This window comes from Bacillus sp. UNC322MFChir4.1, assembly GCF_000746135.1.
In the GTDB taxonomy this organism is placed as follows: Bacteria; Bacillota; Bacilli; order Bacillales; family Bacillaceae_G; genus Bacillus_A.
In genome coordinates this window covers 17,295-33,029 of sequence record NZ_JQKQ01000034.1, presented here as the reverse complement: position 1 = coordinate 33,029, position 15,735 = coordinate 17,295, and the positions used below count along the sequence as shown (strand labels likewise).

Genomic DNA, 15,735 nt, shown 5'->3' with positions numbered 1-15,735 from the left:
ACATGATTGATGCAAAGCAATTGAATAGCTTAGCGTTAGCGTATATGGGTGATGCGGTATATGAACAATATATCCGCTATCACCTGCTTCAAAAAGGAACAGTTCGTCCGAACCAACTACATCGTTTGAGTACAAACTTTGTTTCTGCAAAAGCGCAAGCAAAAGTTGTTTATCATTTACTAGAGACATCATTTCTTACTGAGGAAGAAGAAGCTGTATTAAGAAGAGGGCGTAATGCAAAATCAGGTTCTGTTCCGAAGAATACGGATGTACAAACGTATCGGCATAGTACTGCTTTTGAAGCGGTGATTGGATATCATTATTTATTAAATCATCAAACGCGAATAGAAGAGATTGTATTTGAAGCGATTCGTGTATTAGAGAATCAGGAGGGAGGCGCGTAAGCGTGAATAGTGAATATATTATTGGTCGTAACCCTGTAATTGAAGCGTTGAGATCAGGGCGCGATATTAATAAGATTTGGATTGCAGAAGGTGCTGCAAAAGGACAAGTGCAAATTGTACTTGCATTAGCGAAGGAAAACAAAATTTTAGTACAGAATTCACCAAAGAAAAAATTAGATCAACTTGTAGAAGGGAATCATCAAGGTGTAGTTGCGCAAGTGGCGGCATATGAATATGCGGACTTAGAGGACTTATTTGCAGTGGCTGCTAAGCGGAATGAAGATCCTTTCTTTTTAATTCTTGATGAGATTGAAGATCCGCACAACTTAGGTTCTATTATGCGTACTGCAGATGCGGTAGGAGCTCACGGTATTATTATTCCAAAACGCAGAGCGGTTGGTTTAACAGCGGCAGTTGCGAAGGCTTCGACGGGAGCGATTGAGTATGTTCCGGTAGCTCGTGTGACAAATTTATCGAGAACGATTGATGAGTTGAAAGAGCGTGGGCTTTGGATTGCAGGTACAGATGCAAAAGGAAAAGATGACTATCGTAATTTAGATGGAAAGATGCCAATTGGCTTAGTTATTGGTAGTGAGGGGAAAGGTATGAGTCGCTTAATTGGCGAGAAATGTGACTTCCTCATCCATTTGCCGATGGCAGGTAAAGTTACATCCTTAAATGCTTCAGTTGCTGCTAGTTTATTAATGTATGAAGTGTATCGGAAACGTTATCCAATCGGTAAGTAAGAATGAATGATATTTTAATCGTTGATGGCTACAACATTATTGGGGCTTGGGCAGATTTAAGAAAGCTAAGGGATGTAGATTTGCAGGCTTCACGCGACTTACTTATTGATAAAATGGCAGATTATCAAGGGTATACAGGCACGAAAGTTATGATTGTGTTTGATGCATATTCTGTTTATGGAATTGAAAAGAAGATGAAACAGGCGCGTGTTGACGTAATTTTTACAAGAAAGAACCAAACAGCTGATGAGAAAATCGAGCAACTCGCGATTGAACTACGTAATATTAATACGCGTATTTATGTTGCGACGTCTGATTACACAGAGCAGTGGGCTATTTTTGGACAAGGTGCCCTGCGTAAATCAGCGCGGGAGTTAGAGATAGAAGTTCAGGCGATGGAACGTACCGTACGTGATGAAACGAAGAAAACAAAAGAAACACAACCGGCTATGCGAACGATATTTAGTGATGAAGTTACAGAAAAATTAGAAAAGTTAAGACGAGGAGGGCGTTGAAACATTGACGCTCTCCTTGTGCTTACTGTATAATATTGTTAAATAACTAGCGGTCGGAGGGATCAGATTGGAAGTAGACTTCGTAAGCGACAACAATGTTATATTTAATGGTTTAGAGGATGAAGAGATAGTTGAATTAGTAAGGAAAGGTAATGTAGATGCGCTGGAGTATTTGATTCATAAGTACAAAAATTTTGTACGTGCCAAATCAAGATCTTATTTTTTAGTTGGAGCTGATCGTGAAGATATTATTCAAGAAGGTATGATTGGATTATTTAAGGCGATTCGTGATTATAAAGAGGACAAGCTATCTTCCTTTAAAGCCTTTGCGGAATTATGTATTACACGCCAAATTATTACCGCTATTAAAACTGCGACAAGACAGAAACATATTCCTTTAAATTCGTACGTATCTTTAGACAAACCGATTTATGATGAAGAATCTGATCGCACTTTATTAGATGTTATATCTGAAGCGAAGATGACGGATCCTGAAGAGATGATTATTAGCCAAGAAGAGTATGTTGATATAGAATCAAAAATATCTGAATTATTAAGCGATTTAGAAAGAAAAGTACTGTCTTTGTACTTAGATGGAAGGTCGTATCAAGAAATTTCAGAGCAATTGAATCGTCATGTGAAATCCATTGATAACGCTCTGCAACGAGTGAAAAGAAAACTAGAACGTTATATGGAAATGAGAGAAACGGCAACCGTTAATGCACCCTCTATTAAGCGAAATATATAAATGCCATTTAAAAAACCAAATATACATAGCGGCAGCTTATATGTTTGGGAATAAAAAACGGGTTTATATAGATGTTGCTTAAAGGTATATTAAAATAATAGATTAATATAAAAGAGGGGCTTTTCCTCTCCTTTTCTTTTTGGAGTAGGGGGAGTGTCATTGACATTGTATTTTATTGTATGATACATTTTTAAGGAAATAATGTTACGAGGCTGGTGTAACAAGTGAGAAAAAAAGTTGTACTCGCATGTGAAAAGTGCAATAATCGAAACTATTCCACAATGAAAGATACAAGCTCAGTAGAGCGTCTTGAAATAAAGAAATTTTGTAAAACATGCAATGCGCATATGATTCATAAGGAAACAAAATAAACAATCGTAATTATGCACTGGAGGTTCCGGAAATGCGTTTGACGAACTTTTTTGGCGATGTAAGCCGTGAAATGAAAAAAGTAAGTTGGCCGAAAAAAGATGAATTATTCCGTTCGACACTGACTGTAATTGCAACTGTTGTGTTCTGTGCAGTTTTCTTTGCAGTGGTGGATATGGGGATTTCTTCTTTAATTCGTTTAATTCTTGAATAAGAAGCACTTATACATGATATAATGTTAATGTTATTTATACGAACTGTGTAAAAGCCCGGTGAACGGGTTTTTTCATTTGCGCGAAAAAATGTACGTCAGGGAGGGAAGGACGGTCGTCCTAAATCAATGGAAAAACGTTGGTATGTTGTCCATACTTATTCTGGATATGAAAATAAAGTAAAAACGAACCTAGAGAAACGTGTAGAATCGATGGGTATGCAAGATAAGATTTTCCGTGTTATTGTTCCAGAGGAAACAGAAGTAGAGATGAAAAACGGAAAAGAGAAAATAACGAAGAGGAAAGTATTTCCTGGCTACGTATTAGTAGAACTTATCATGACAGATGATTCTTGGTATGTTGTTCGCAATACACCAGGAGTAACAGGGTTTGTTGGTTCTTCTGGATCTGGTTCAAAACCATCTCCGTTATTGGAAGAAGAAGTAGTTGTGATCTTAAAACACATGGGAATGGAAAATGAAGTGGTTGATTTTGACTTTGAACTTCATGAGACTGTACGTGTGAATGAAGGTCCGTTTGCGAACTATACAGGTGCTATTAATGAAATTGACCTAGAAAAACAAAGGGTTACAGTGCTTGTTGATATGTTTGGTCGCGAAACTTCAGTTGAGTTAGACTTCCACCAAATTGAAAAATTATAAAATCGAACTTGAAATGAATTGTAAAAAGTGATAATATCTTTAAAGTCAATACGTCTTCGGAAACGGAGACGTTTTTTGAGAAAATTTTATCGCTAAAGATAAAATATGAAGTGGGAGGGCAAAAAATAATTGCCCATTGACCACATCACGGACTTAAGGAGGTGTGTCTCGTGGCTAAAAAGGTAATTAAAATGGTAAAACTTCAGATTCCTGCAGGTAAAGCTAACCCAGCTCCACCAGTTGGTCCAGCATTAGGACAAGCAGGTGTTAACATCATGGGCTTCTGTAAAGAGTTCAACGCTCGTACAGCAGATCAAGCTGGTCTAATCATTCCTGTTGAAATTACAGTATTTGAAGACCGTTCATTCACTTTCATTACTAAAACTCCTCCTGCTGCTGTTCTTCTTAAGAAAGTAGCTGGTATCGAGTCTGGTTCTGGTGAACCAAATCGTAATAAAGTGGCAACTGTTAAGCGTGATAAAGTTCGCGAAATCGCTGAAACTAAAATGCCTGACCTAAACGCTGCTAGCGTAGAAGCTGCAATGCGTATGGTTGAAGGTACTGCACGCAGTATGGGCATTGTTATCGAAGACTAATTCGATTTGTTTTTTTTGTAAAAGAGGTTGCGGGTCTGGTGTTCCAATTCGCAACCTTTATTATCGTAAATGAATGTCGTTTTTTAAATAAAAGGATGGGCGCGCATCCTCGATCGTATCGGAAAAAATGCGTAAACGTGGGAGGTTATTCCGCTAAAACCACATTGAGGAGGAAATAAAAATGGCTAAAAGAGGTAAAAAGTACGTAGAAGCTGCAAAGCTTGTTGATCGTGCGACTGCTTACTCTGCAACAGAGGCAGTAGAATTAGTAAAGAAAACAAACACAGCTAAATTTGATGCAAGTGTAGAAGCTGCATTCCGTTTAGGTGTTGACCCTAAGAAAGCTGACCAACAAATTCGTGGTGCAGTTGTTCTTCCACATGGTACTGGTAAAGTACAACGTGTATTAGTATTCGCTAAAGGCGAAAAACTAAAAGAAGCTGAAGCTGCTGGAGCTGACTTCGTAGGTGATGCAGACTACATCAACAAAATCCAACAAGGTTGGTTTGACTTTGACGTAGTAGTAGCAACTCCTGACATGATGGGTGAAGTTGGTAAACTTGGTCGTGTATTAGGACCTAAAGGTTTAATGCCAAACCCTAAAACTGGAACAGTTACTTTCGACGTAACAAAAGCAGTTAACGAAATCAAAGCTGGTAAAGTAGAATACCGCGTTGATAAAGCTGGTAACATCCATGTACCAATCGGTAAAGTATCTTTCGAAGATGCAAAATTAGTTGAAAACTTAGAAACAGTTGCTGATGCGCTTCTAAAAGCTAAACCAGCTGCTGCAAAAGGTACTTACATGAAGAACGTAACAGTTGCTTCTACAATGGGACCTGGCGTACGCGTTGACGTTTCAACTATTGCGTAAAAATTGGAAGTTGACTTCATGATGAAGTTCTAATATAATCATCTATGTTGTGAATTTTAATAGTGTACCGTAGACAGTAGGTGCCATTTTGGCTTAATATCCTACCGAGGTGTAAATATACGGAACGGAATTTTTCTGTGACTATATGCCTCCATGTCTATAACTGGGCACGGAGGCTTTTTAGTGCACTTTCGGTACATCTTCTATATAATCTACAGGAGGTGTAATAACATGACTAAAGCAATCGAAGCAAAACAACATGTTGTAACTGAAATCGCTGGTAAACTTAGCGAAAGTAAATCAACAATCGTTGTTGACTACCGTGGTTTAACAGTTTCTGAAGTAACAGAATTACGTAAAGCATTACGTGAAGCTGGCGTTGAGTTCAAAGTTTACAAAAACTCTTTAACTCGTCGTGCTGCAGAAGTTGCTGAACTAACTGAGTTAAATGAATTCCTAACAGGACCAAACGCTATCGCGTTCAGTAACGAAGATGTAGTTGCTCCTGCGAAGGTATTAAACGACTTTGCAAAAAATCACGAAGCTTTAGAAATTAAAGCTGGTGTAATTGAAGGTAAACTTGTAACTGTTGATGAGGTTAAAGCTATCGCTACTCTTCCATCACGTGAAGGCTTACTTTCTATGCTTCTTAGCGTTCTTCAAGCTCCAATCCGCAACCTTGCACTTGCTGCAAAAGCTGTTGCTGATCAAAAAGAAGAGCAAGGCGCTTAATTTTTTAAAAGATAATTACGTATTATCGATCAAACAATATGAACTTATTTAATAAGGGAGGATATTTACAATGACTAAAGAACAAATCATTGAAGCAGTTAAAAATATGACTGTATTAGAACTTAACGACTTAGTAAAAGCTATCGAGGAAGAATTCGGCGTAACTGCTGCTGCTCCTGTAGCTGTAATGGGTGGCGCTGCTGGTGAAGCTGCTGCTGAGAAAACTGAATTTGATGTAGTACTTGCTGAAGCAGGCGCTCAAAAAATCAAAGTTATCAAAGTTGTTCGTGAAATCACTGGTCTTGGATTAAAAGAAGCTAAAGAAGTAGCTGACAACACTCCAAAAGCAGTTAAAGAAGGCGTTTCTAAAGATGAAGCTGAAGAAATCAAAGCTAAACTTGAAGAAGTTGGCGCTGTAGTAGAAGTTAAGTAATTAACTTTTGAAGCTTTAAGAAAAGCTCGCTCTCATGCGAGCTTTTTTTTTAACTGTAAAGAAAAGAGGTGGCCGTATGGCAGACCATTATTTTTCTAACGATCCTTCTAGTAAAAGTGATCGTAAACGTTGGGAATATACGCTCAGAGGATCGCAATTTGTTTTCTTATCTGACCACGGAGTATTTTCAAAAAGTGAAGTGGACTTTGGTTCGCGTCTTTTAATTGAAGCGTTTCAGATGCCGGATGCTCAAGGTGATGTATTAGATGTCGGGTGTGGATATGGTCCGATAGGTTTATCTTTAGCGAAAGAGTTTCAAGAACGCGTAGTTCATATGGTGGATGTAAATGAAAGGGCGCTTGGGCTTGCGAAAGAAAACGCAGCTAATAACCGAATTGGAAATGTCCGGATTTATGAAAGTAGTGTATATGAAAATGTGAATGGAAAATACGCTGCTATTCTATCTAATCCGCCAATCCGAGCTGGAAAGCACGTGGTGCATGAGATTCTAGAAAAAGCAGTGGATTATCTTGTGCCGGGCGGAGAACTTTGGATTGTAATCCAGAAAAAGCAAGGTGCACCATCCGCGATGAAAAAACTAGAAGAAGTGCTCGATGTTGTGGAAGTCGTAGAAAAGAAAAAAGGCTATTATATCATAAAATCAAAAAAACGTTGACTGTTATTTTTGGTTGTGTTAACATTATAAAATGCCAATATATGATTTTCTGCGTTGAGAACAATGTATATTTTTGCTTGTCTTGGAAAAGATAGTAAAATCAGCAGATGATGAAACAGAATGATGGTTTTCTTATAGAAGCCATTTTTCTTTTTTGAGCAGTTAGAAACACTCAACGTATCTATCTTTTTTGGGAAAAAGGCTACGTAATTTGCGTCAGTCGTATTTAGTTGTGATTTTGCACATTTTTTGTGCATTTTATAATACTCTTGATTTGAGGGGTGAAGCAGTTGACAGGTCAACTAGTTCAATACGGACGACACCGCCAACGAAGAAGTTATGCCCGTATTAGTGAGGTATTAGAATTACCAAATCTTATCGAAATTCAAACCTCTTCTTATCAGTGGTTTCTTGATGAGGGTTTGCGAGAAATGTTCCAAGACATTTCTCCGATTGAAGACTTTACGGGAAATCTATCGCTTGAATTTATCGACTACAGTTTAGGTGAACCAAAATATTCTGTAGAAGAGTGTAAAGAGCGTGATGTGACGTATGCAGCACCACTTCGTGTAAAAGTGCGTCTAATCAATAAAGAAACTGGTGAAGTAAAAGAGCAAGATGTGTTCATGGGGGATTTCCCGCTCATGACAGAGACAGGAACATTTGTAATTAACGGTGCAGAACGCGTTATCGTTTCTCAGTTAGTTCGTTCACCAAGTGTATACTTCAGTGGAAAAGTGGACAAAAATGGAAAACGCGGATTTACTGCTACTGTAATTCCAAACCGCGGAGCTTGGTTGGAGTATGAAACAGATGCTAAGGATGTTGTTTATGTACGTATCGATCGTACGCGCAAACTGCCTGTAACTGTTTTGTTACGCGCATTAGGGTTTGGCTCTGATCAAGAAATCACCGAATTGATTGGTGATAACGAATACTTAAGCAATACGTTAGAAAAAGATAACACGGATAGCACAGAAAAAGCGTTGCTTGAAATTTACGAGCGTCTACGTCCAGGTGAGCCACCGACAGTAGAAAACGCAAAGAGCTTGCTTGTTTCTCGTTTCTTTGATCCGAAACGTTATGATCTAGCAAATGTAGGTCGCTACAAAATTAACAAGAAATTACACATTAAAAACAGATTGTTTAACCAACGTTTAGCTGAAACTTTAGTGGATCCTGAGACAGGTGAAATTTTAGTAGCAGAAGGAACAATCTTAGATCGTCGTACGTTAGATCGTATTTTACCTTACTTAGAAAAGAACATTGGTTTTAAAACAGCGAAACCAATGGGCGGAGTGGTAGACGGCGATGTTGAATTGCAATCTATTAAGATTTATGCTCCAGATGCAGACGGAGAGCGCTCTATCAATATTATTGGTAATGCGAATATCGACCGTGATATAAAACATATTACACCAGGCGATATTATTGCATCTATTAGCTATTTCTTTAATCTTCTATATAAAGTAGGAGACACAGACGATATTGACCATTTAGGAAACCGCCGTCTACGTTCTGTAGGGGAATTGTTACAAAACCAATTCCGTATCGGTCTTTCTCGTATGGAACGAGTTGTTCGTGAGAGAATGTCAATTCAAGATACAAATGCAATTACACCGCAAGCGTTAATTAACATTCGTCCGGTTATTGCATCTATTAAAGAGTTCTTCGGTAGCTCTCAGTTATCTCAGTTTATGGACCAAACAAACCCATTAGCAGAGTTAACACATAAACGAAGACTATCTGCATTAGGACCTGGTGGTTTAACGCGTGAGCGCGCAGGCTTTGAAGTGCGTGACGTTCACTACTCTCACTATGGTCGTATGTGTCCAATTGAAACACCAGAGGGACCAAACATCGGTTTGATCAACTCTCTATCTTCGTTTGCGAAAGTAAATGAATTTGGTTTCATTGAAACACCATATCGCCGTGTTGATCCAGAAACTGGACGCGTAACAACACGTGTAGATTACTTAACAGCTGATGAACAAGATAACTATGTTGTTGCCCAAGCAAACGCACGTTTATCTGAAGATGGAGATTTTCTTGATGAAGACGTTGTAGCACGTTTCCGCGATGAGAACGTTGTAGTAAAACGTGAACGTATCGACTACATGGATATCTCTCCAAAACAGGTCGTGTCTGCTGCGACAGCTTGTATTCCGTTCTTAGAAAACGATGACTCGAACCGTGCGCTAATGGGTGCGAACATGCAACGTCAAGCAGTTCCACTTATGAACCCAGAATCTCCAATTGTAGGTACTGGTATGGAGTACGTATCGGCGAAAGATTCAGGTGCTGCAGTAATTTGTAAACATCCTGGTATCGTTGAACGTGTAGAAGCTCGCGAAGTTTGGGTACGTCGTTATATCGAAGTAGACGGTCAACAAGTAAAAGGTGACTTGGATCGTTACAAAATGTTGAAATTCATCCGTTCTAACCAAGGAACTTGTTACAACCAACGTCCAATCGTAAGTGTTGGTGATCAAGTTGTAAAAGGTGAGATTCTTGCAGACGGTCCTTCTATGGAAAAAGGTGAACTTGCACTTGGTCGTAACGTGCTTGTTGGCTTTATGACATGGGATGGTTATAACTATGAGGATGCGATCATTATGAGTGAGCGCCTTGTAAAAGATGATGTGTACACTTCTATTCATATTGAAGAATATGAATCTGAAGCTCGTGATACAAAGCTAGGACCGGAAGAAATTACACGAGACATTCCAAACGTAGGGGAAGATGCGCTTCGCAACCTTGATGAGCGTGGTATTATCCGCATTGGTGCAGAAGTAAAAGATGGAGACTTGCTTGTTGGTAAAGTAACGCCAAAAGGTGTAACAGAGTTAACAGCAGAAGAACGTCTATTACATGCAATCTTTGGTGAGAAAGCTCGTGAAGTACGTGATACATCACTACGTGTACCACATGGTGGTGGCGGTATTATCTTAGACGTAAAAGTATTTAACCGTGAAGATGGCGATGAATTACCACCAGGTGTGAATCAACTTGTACGTGCATATATCGTTCAAAAACGTAAAATTTCTGAAGGTGACAAGATGGCCGGTCGTCACGGTAACAAAGGTGTTATCTCCCGTATTTTACCGGAAGAAGATATGCCTTACTTACCAGATGGCACACCAATCGATATCATGTTAAACCCATTAGGGGTACCATCTCGTATGAATATCGGTCAGGTGTTAGAGCTTCATCTTGGTATGGCAGCAAGATATCTTGGCATTCATGTTGCAACGCCAGTATTCGATGGTGCTCGTGAGGAAGATGTATGGGGAACAATCGAAGAAGCTGGTATGGCGCGTGATGCGAAGACGATTCTTTACGATGGACGTACTGGTGAACCGTTCGACAACCGTGTATCTGTTGGTGTCATGTACATGATTAAACTTGCACACATGGTTGACGATAAACTTCATGCTCGTTCTACTGGACCATACTCACTTGTAACGCAGCAACCTCTTGGAGGTAAAGCACAGTTCGGTGGACAGCGTTTTGGTGAGATGGAGGTTTGGGCACTTGAAGCTTACGGTGCTGCTTATACTCTTCAAGAAATCTTAACAGTTAAGTCGGATGATGTTATTGGTCGTGTGAAAACGTACGAATCGATTGTAAAAGGCGAAAACGTTCCAGAACCAGGTGTTCCTGAATCATTCAAAGTATTGATTAAGGAGCTACAAAGCTTGGGTATGGATGTTAAGATGATGTCTAGCGACGATACTGAAATTGAAATGCGTGATACTGATGACGATGATCATCAATCTGCAGAGAAATTGAATGTCGAAGCTGAGATAACGGAATAATTGGGATAACCTGTAGACTAAAAGGGAGGTAGGCCCCTTGATAGATGTAAACAACTTTGAATATATGAAGATTGGACTTGCATCACCAGACAAAATTCGCTCTTGGTCATATGGGGAAGTAAAAAAACCCGAGACGATTAATTATCGTACATTGAAACCAGAGAAAGACGGTTTGTTCTGTGAGCGTATTTTCGGTCCAACAAAAGACTGGGAATGTCATTGTGGTAAATATAAACGTGTCCGTTATAAAGGTGTAGTTTGTGATCGATGCGGCGTTGAAGTAACGCGTGCGAAAGTTCGTCGTGAACGTATGGGTCATATTGAATTAGCTGCTCCTGTATCTCATATTTGGTATTTCAAAGGTATCCCAAGCCGCATGGGACTTGTCTTAGACATGTCCCCTCGCGCGCTTGAAGAAGTAATTTATTTCGCTTCTTATGTAGTAACAGAGAGCGGAGATACACCGCTTGATAAGAAGCAACTTCTTTCGGAGAAGGAATACCGTGCGTATCGCGACAGATACGGAAACTCTTTCCAAGCTTCTATGGGCGCAGAAGCAATTAAGAAGTTATTACAAGATATCGATTTAGATAAAGAAGTAGACTTCTTGAAAGAAGAGTTAAAAACAGCGCAAGGACAACGTCGTACTCGTGCTATTAAACGTCTAGAAGTATTAGAAGCATTCCGTAACTCTGGAAACGAACCATCTTGGATGATTCTAGATGTTCTTCCGGTAATCCCACCAGAACTTCGCCCAATGGTACAGTTAGATGGTGGACGTTTTGCAACTTCTGACTTAAACGACCTATATCGTCGTGTAATTAACCGTAACAATCGTTTAAAACGTTTATTAGACTTAGGTGCACCAAGCATTATCGTCCAAAACGAAAAGCGTATGTTACAAGAAGCAGTAGATGCTTTAATTGATAACGGTCGTCGTGGCCGTCCAGTTACTGGACCGGGTAACCGTCCGTTAAAATCTCTTTCACATATGTTAAAAGGTAAGCAAGGACGTTTCCGTCAAAACTTACTAGGTAAACGTGTTGACTACTCTGGTCGTTCCGTTATCGTTGTAGGACCGAACTTAAAAATGTACCAATGCGGTCTGCCTAAAGAAATGGCGCTGGAACTGTTCAAACCTTTCGTTATGAAAGAGTTAGTAGGAAAAGGCTTAGCGCACAACATTAAGAGTGCGAAGCGCAAAATTGAACGAGTACAACCTGAAGTTTGGGATGTTTTAGAGTCTGTAATTAAAGAACACCCTGTACTTCTAAACCGTGCTCCAACACTTCACCGTCTTGGTATTCAAGCGTTTGAACCTACATTAGTAGAAGGTCGTGCAATTCGTCTTCACCCACTTGTATGTACTGCATACAACGCGGACTTTGACGGTGACCAAATGGCGGTTCACGTTCCGTTATCATCAGAAGCACAAGCAGAAGCTCGTCTTCTTATGTTAGCTGCACAAAACATCTTGAACCCGAAAGACGGAAAACCAGTTGTTACACCATCTCAGGATATGGTATTAGGTAATTACTACTTAACACTTGAACGCGAAGGTGCAATTGGTGAAGGTATGATTTTCAAAGATACGAACGAAGCAATACTTGCATACCAAAACGGATATGTACACTTGCATACTCGTGTTGCTGTTGCAGCGAGCTCTGTGAATAACGAAACGTTTACAGAGGAGCAAAACAGCAAGCTGTTGTTAACGACAGTTGGTAAGTTAATCTTCAACGAGATTTTACCGAAGTCTTTCCCTTACATTAACGAACCAACAAAGACAAACTTGGAGAAGGAAACTCCAGTGGAATACTTTGTTGAAAAAGGTTCTAACGTAAGAGAAATTATTGCTAGTCGCGAAGAAGTGGCGCCATTTAGTAAGAAAATTCTTGGTAATATCATTGCTGAAGTATTTAAACGTTTCAAGATTACAGAAACGTCTCGTATGCTTGATCGTATGAAAAACCTAGGATTTAAATACTCTACAAAAGCTGGTATTACAGTTGGGGTAGCGGATATCCTTGTATTAGGTGAAAAAGAAGAAATCTTGCATGAAGCGCAAGCTAAAGTAGATACAGTAATTAAACAATTCCGTCGCGGTTTAATCACAGAGGAAGAACGTTACGATCGCGTTATCTCTATTTGGAGTAATGCAAAAGACGTTATCCAAGGAAAACTGATGAAAACGCTAGATAAGCGCAACCCAATCTTCATGATGAGTGATTCCGGTGCCCGTGGTAACGCATCGAACTTTACTCAGCTTGCTGGTATGCGTGGTTTGATGGCAAACCCATCTGGTCGTATCATCGAACTTCCAATCAAATCAAGTTTCCGCGAAGGTTTAACGGTACTCGAGTACTTCATCTCTACACACGGTGCGCGTAAAGGTCTTGCCGATACAGCACTTAAGACTGCCGATTCTGGTTACTTAACACGCCGTCTTGTTGACGTTGCACAAGATGTTATCGTTCGTGAAGACGACTGTGGAACAGATCGTGGTCTATTAATTGGCGCAATTAAAGAAGGAAACGAAATTATCGAATCCTTATACGATCGTCTTGTAGGACGTTTCGCAAGAAAAACTTTGAAGCATCCAGAAACAGGCGAAGTATTAGTTCGTGAAAATGAATTAATTACAGAAGATATCGCTTATATCATCGAAAAATCAGGCGTTGAACAACTGTACATCCGTTCTGCATTTACATGTAACACTCGCCACGGCGTATGTAAGAAATGTTACGGTCGTAACTTAGCTACTGGTACAGACGTAGAAGTAGGGGAAGCGGTAGGTATTATCGCAGCTCAATCTATCGGTGAGCCAGGTACACAGTTAACGATGCGTACATTCCATACAGGTGGGGTTGCCGGAGATGATATCACACAAGGTTTACCGCGTATTCAAGAGATCTTCGAAGCGCGTAATCCGAAAGGGCAAGCGGTTATCAGTGAAATCGATGGTGTTGTTGCAGCGATTAACGATGTGAAAGATCGCCAAGAAGTTGTTGTACAAGGTGATGTAGAAGCTCGTACGTATGCAATTCCTTATGGCGCTCGCTTAAAAGTAGCTCCAGGACACCGCATCGAGCATGGTAAAGAACTTACTGAAGGTTCTATCGATCCGAAAGAATTACTGAAAGTAACAGATATTACAGCAGTTCAAGAATACTTGCTTCGTGAAGTTCAAAAAGTATACCGTATGCAAGGGGTAGAAATTGGTGATAAGCACGTTGAAGTAATGGTTCGCCAAATGCTTCGTAAAGTGCGTGTAATCGACGCTGGTGAAACAGATGTATTACCAGGAACATTACTTGATATCCATCAATTTACAGATGCGAATGCGAAAGTGTTGCTTCAGGGCAAACAACCAGCAACAGCACGTCCAATCCTTCTTGGTATTACGAAGGCTTCACTTGAAACAGATTCATTCTTATCTGCAGCATCATTCCAGGAAACAACTCGTGTGTTAACTGATGCAGCAATTAAAGGTAAGCGTGATGAACTTCTTGGTCTGAAAGAAAATGTTATTATCGGTAAGCTTGTTCCAGCTGGTACAGGTATGAATCGTTACCGTAGAGTAGATCTTGTGAAAACAGCACAAGAAGAAACAAATGTAGAAAATGACGAGGTTTACGTAGAAAACTAAAATTTTCCGTCGTAAATTTTGCATAAAAAAAGATAATCTTAGTTGACATGATGCGATGCAAAATGTTAATATAAGCAAGGTTGCTCCTTAATAAATGTTGAAGGCAATTCAACACGGTATAGTTAGAACGTTGTCGTAGCTTTTAGCAACGCAACATAACATACTTTTTCAAAACTGGATCTCAACATGAAAATGAGTGAGATGCAAGTAGGAGCTTCAGTAATAGAAATAACAAGTTAAAACTGTTTTTGTGAGGAGAGAGCATTTGCTCTTCCTTGCAAAAACTTTGTTTTCAACTAATAATGAACCACCTGGATATGTGGTCATACAAACGTGCGAAGGGAGGATAAATTAATGCCTACTATTAACCAATTAGTGAGAAAAGGTCGTACTGATAAAGTATGGAAATCTAAATCACCTGCGTTAAACAAAGGTTTCAACTCTTTAAAGAAAAAAGCAACTGATATCTCTGCACCTCAAAAACGTGGTGTATGTACTCGTGTTGGTACAATGACTCCAAAGAAACCGAACTCAGCGTTACGTAAATACGCTCGTGTACGTTTAACAAATGGTATCGAGGTAACAGCATACATCCCAGGTATCGGTCATAACTTACAAGAGCACAGCGTAGTATTAATTCGCGGTGGTCGTGTAAAAGACTTACCAGGGGTACGTTACCACATCGTTCGTGGTGCGCTTGACACAGCTGGTGTTGACAAACGTATGCAAGGACGTTCTAAATATGGTACTAAGAGACCAAAAGCAGCTAAGAAATAATAAAACTGAACTGAAAGGAGGAACTCAATATGCCTCGTAAAGGACCTGTTGCGAAACGTGACGTGTTACCAGATCCAATGTATAATTCTAAACTTGTAACACGCCTAATCAACAAAATGATGGTTGACGGTAAAAAAGGTAAATCTCAAACAATTCTTTATAATGCGTTCGATATCGTTCGCGAACGTACTGGTAACGAACCAATGGAAGTGTTCGAGCAAGCTCTTAAGAACATTATGCCTGTTCTTGAAGTACGCGCTCGTCGTGTTGGTGGTGCTAACTACCAAGTTCCAGTTGAGGTTCGTCCAGAACGCCGTACAACTTTAGGTCTTCGCTGGTTAGTAAACTACGCTCGTCTTCGTGGTGAAAAAACTATGGAAGAGCGTTTAGCTTACGAAATCTTAGATGCAGCTAACAACTCTGGTGCATCTGTTAAGAAACGTGAAGACACTCATAAAATGGCAGAAGCTAACAAAGCATTTGCTCATTACCGTTGGTAGGATTCAACGCAAAATAATTGTAAG

16 protein-coding genes and 1 other annotated feature are annotated in these 15,735 nt (G+C 39.7%); all 16 genes read left to right on the top strand.

Annotated features, from left to right (window positions below):
• The first annotated feature begins 2 nt into the window (after positions 1-2).
• The 16 genes from BR72_RS13805 (at position 3) to rpsG (ending at position 15,711) form a co-directional block, all read left to right on the top strand.
• Entirely contained in the window at positions 3-404 is a 402-nt protein-coding gene (locus BR72_RS13805; protein ID WP_035433741.1) for a Mini-ribonuclease 3, read from the top strand.
• Between the two features lie 2 nt (positions 405-406).
• Complete coding sequence (gene rlmB, locus BR72_RS13800) at positions 407-1,150, top strand: 23S rRNA (guanosine(2251)-2'-O)-methyltransferase RlmB (RefSeq protein WP_035433739.1); 744 nt, start codon at positions 407-409, stop codon at positions 1,148-1,150.
• Positions 1,151-1,152: 2 nt separating this feature from the next.
• Complete coding sequence (locus tag BR72_RS13795) at positions 1,153-1,665, top strand: NYN domain-containing protein (protein ID WP_035433738.1); 513 nt, start codon at positions 1,153-1,155, stop codon at positions 1,663-1,665.
• 67 nt (positions 1,666-1,732) lie between these two features.
• On the top strand, positions 1,733-2,413 hold the full coding sequence (locus BR72_RS13790; protein ID WP_035433737.1) for an RNA polymerase factor sigma-70: 681 nt from the start codon (positions 1,733-1,735) through the stop codon (positions 2,411-2,413).
• 224 nt (positions 2,414-2,637) lie between these two features.
• Positions 2,638-2,784 (top strand): 50S ribosomal protein L33, encoded by a 147-nt coding sequence (rpmG, locus tag BR72_RS25645; protein ID WP_081625682.1) that lies wholly within the window; start codon positions 2,638-2,640, stop codon positions 2,782-2,784.
• A gap of 32 nt (positions 2,785-2,816) precedes the next feature.
• On the top strand, positions 2,817-2,996 hold the full coding sequence (secE, locus tag BR72_RS13785) for a preprotein translocase subunit SecE (protein ID WP_020062280.1): 180 nt from the start codon (positions 2,817-2,819) through the stop codon (positions 2,994-2,996).
• Between the two features lie 126 nt (positions 2,997-3,122).
• Positions 3,123-3,656, top strand: a complete 534-nt coding sequence (gene nusG, locus BR72_RS13780; RefSeq protein ID WP_035433735.1) for a transcription termination/antitermination protein NusG — start codon at positions 3,123-3,125, stop codon at positions 3,654-3,656.
• Between the two features lie 170 nt (positions 3,657-3,826).
• The gene (rplK, locus tag BR72_RS13775) at positions 3,827-4,252 is read left to right on the top strand and encodes a 50S ribosomal protein L11 (protein WP_001085872.1); all 426 of its coding nucleotides are present in this window, start codon (positions 3,827-3,829) and stop codon (positions 4,250-4,252) included.
• A 181-nt stretch (positions 4,253-4,433) separates the two neighbouring features.
• Positions 4,434-5,126, top strand: a complete 693-nt coding sequence (gene rplA, locus BR72_RS13770; RefSeq protein ID WP_035433734.1) for a 50S ribosomal protein L1 — start codon at positions 4,434-4,436, stop codon at positions 5,124-5,126.
• A gap of 49 nt (positions 5,127-5,175) precedes the next feature.
• Positions 5,176-5,317 (top strand) — a sequence feature (ribosomal protein L10 leader region).
• A gap of 40 nt (positions 5,318-5,357) precedes the next feature.
• Positions 5,358-5,858, top strand: coding sequence for a 50S ribosomal protein L10 (gene rplJ, locus BR72_RS13765; protein ID WP_035433733.1), 501 nt, complete (start codon positions 5,358-5,360; stop codon positions 5,856-5,858).
• Positions 5,859-5,928: 70 nt separating this feature from the next.
• On the top strand, positions 5,929-6,291 hold the full coding sequence (gene rplL / locus BR72_RS13760) for a 50S ribosomal protein L7/L12 (protein ID WP_035433732.1): 363 nt from the start codon (positions 5,929-5,931) through the stop codon (positions 6,289-6,291).
• Positions 6,292-6,367: 76 nt separating this feature from the next.
• The gene (locus tag BR72_RS13755; protein ID WP_035433730.1) at positions 6,368-6,967 is read left to right on the top strand and encodes a class I SAM-dependent methyltransferase; all 600 of its coding nucleotides are present in this window, start codon (positions 6,368-6,370) and stop codon (positions 6,965-6,967) included.
• Between the two features lie 290 nt (positions 6,968-7,257).
• Entirely contained in the window at positions 7,258-10,785 is a 3,528-nt protein-coding gene (rpoB, locus tag BR72_RS13745; RefSeq protein ID WP_035433726.1) for a DNA-directed RNA polymerase subunit beta, read from the top strand.
• 37 nt (positions 10,786-10,822) lie between these two features.
• Positions 10,823-14,434, top strand: coding sequence for a DNA-directed RNA polymerase subunit beta' (rpoC, locus tag BR72_RS13740; RefSeq protein ID WP_035433724.1), 3,612 nt, complete (start codon positions 10,823-10,825; stop codon positions 14,432-14,434).
• 354 nt (positions 14,435-14,788) lie between these two features.
• Positions 14,789-15,211 carry a 30S ribosomal protein S12 gene (rpsL, locus tag BR72_RS13735; protein WP_035433722.1) on the top strand — a complete coding sequence of 141 codons (423 nt, stop codon included), beginning with the start codon at positions 14,789-14,791 and terminating at the stop codon, positions 15,209-15,211.
• A 29-nt stretch (positions 15,212-15,240) separates the two neighbouring features.
• Complete coding sequence (gene rpsG / locus BR72_RS13730) at positions 15,241-15,711, top strand: 30S ribosomal protein S7 (protein WP_035433720.1); 471 nt, start codon at positions 15,241-15,243, stop codon at positions 15,709-15,711.
• The last annotated feature ends 24 nt before the right edge of the window (positions 15,712-15,735 follow it).